4 protein-coding genes are annotated in these 1,450 nt (G+C 56.8%); all 4 read left to right on the top strand.

Annotated features, from left to right (window positions below):
- The first annotated feature begins 22 nt into the window (after positions 1-22).
- The 4 genes from I5W_RS21080 to I5W_RS31565 all read left to right on the top strand — a co-directional run bounded on the left by I5W_RS21080 (position 23) and on the right by I5W_RS31565 (position 1,400).
- Entirely contained in the window at positions 23-376 is a 354-nt protein-coding gene (locus I5W_RS21080) for a Na+/H+ antiporter NhaA (protein WP_441294733.1), read from the top strand.
- A gap of 42 nt (positions 377-418) precedes the next feature.
- On the top strand, positions 419-796 hold the full coding sequence (locus I5W_RS31570; RefSeq protein ID WP_148289168.1) for a hypothetical protein: 378 nt from the start codon (positions 419-421) through the stop codon (positions 794-796).
- A gap of 71 nt (positions 797-867) precedes the next feature.
- Positions 868-999: a hypothetical protein gene (locus I5W_RS33910; protein WP_256380792.1), complete on the top strand. Its 132-nt coding sequence runs from the start codon at positions 868-870 to the stop codon at positions 997-999.
- 134 nt (positions 1,000-1,133) lie between these two features.
- The gene (locus I5W_RS31565) at positions 1,134-1,400 is read left to right on the top strand and encodes a hypothetical protein (RefSeq protein WP_148289167.1); all 267 of its coding nucleotides are present in this window, start codon (positions 1,134-1,136) and stop codon (positions 1,398-1,400) included.
- Positions 1,401-1,450 lie beyond the last annotated feature (50 nt).

The following is a 1,450-nucleotide window of genomic DNA, read 5'->3' as shown; positions in this document are numbered from 1 at the left end:
TTGCCCATGGTCGCCTTTGCCAATGCCGGCGTGTCCTTGCAGGGCATGTCGCTGTCCAACCTGTGGAAGCGATCCCGCTGGCATTGCCGCCGGGCTGGTGCTGGCAAAGACCGTCGGCGTATTCGGTGCCGCCTGGCTGATGATACGTAGCGGCNTGGCAGCCGCGCCCAGCGGGGCCAGCACGCGGCAATTCATCGGTGTGTGCATGTTGTGCGGCATCGGCTTCACGATGAGTCTGTTCATCGGCGGCCTGGCCTTCCAGGGCTTGAGCCCGGATTTCGAAGCCAAGCTCAAGCTGGGGGTGCTGGGCGGCTCCATCCTGGCCGGACTGTTGGGCACGCTGGTCTTGTGGCGCAAAGAGATATCAGCGGCGTGAACATCAGGGCGGTCTGCGTGCTATTGCTCTGACCGATACACGATGCCGCCCAAAAACATCACAAAATCCCCTAGAAGACGCATCGAGTCGTCATTTGGCGACGATTTTCCAACTTTCGGTTTTGCGACGCAAAAAATTAATCAAAAAATAAGTATCTGCACACCGTTAGTGCGTTTTTACCCCGAAAGAGCCCGCCAGGACTGGTCAGTTTTCATATTGCGAAGCCATTGTTCAGGATTGCGCAATGGCGGGCGGAAGCTCTGGCTTGGATTGTTGCTCTGCAAAACAATGTATGCTTTACATCATCTTTTGGCAGTAGCAAGATGCTTGCACGGACTGTCGTGGCGCGGCGTGGAAGGGCACCTAGGCCAGATTGGCTGGCAACAGCGTCCGCAGCAAGTCGGGGATATTCTCGTTTAGACATTTTCATCCCTTGGGACGATAAGCCAGGCGAATAACAGCCCGCCCATCAAAAGCAAGAGGAGACAAGCATGAATATGAAACTGGTTGAATTGCTCATGGCCTATGGCGCCCAGGCGCTGCTGTGGTACCTGATGTACGTGGTCGTGGGTAGCTGTGCCTTCGGTGCCTACGTCTGGCGGCGCACCCATTTCAGTCACTGATCTTCTTTTCCCGATTTTCCCGGAGCGCACATCGGCACACGCCGGATGCTGCGCCGTCGGTGACGCCACGACGGGACAAAGAACCAGTGCCGGCCTGAAGTATGCCGCCTCCCATCCCGCGCACGGGTGCGGACATGAGAGCGGTGCTGCGCTGGTACCCCGTGCATGTCGCTTCATACGGCTTCTTTCTTCCAGGCGGCGGGGCGCATCGTGTTGCGATGCTCCCCGCCGTCCTGCTTTGCAGAGGCTGGCAGCCTGCATCAAACTTCCTTTGTAGTGAACGCGAGATGAAAAAAAGCTGCACCGCAGCTTTATTTTCTGATTTCACGGTGCTATTCTCCCATCCGCGCAAACGTTTGCGCACCGATAACGGCGTCTATCTAGGGCAAGTTCACACTTAATCTACGCACTCGCAGATTAAGTTGAACTGGCCCTGNAAACGCCGGCACAT

The sequence above is a fragment of the Herbaspirillum sp. B65 genome, from assembly GCF_000333555.1.
GTDB lineage: Bacteria > Pseudomonadota > Gammaproteobacteria > Burkholderiales > Burkholderiaceae_D > Herbaspirillum > Herbaspirillum rubrisubalbicans.
The sequence above is the reverse complement of the archived record's forward strand: the minus strand, read 5'-3'. Positions and strand labels throughout refer to the sequence as shown.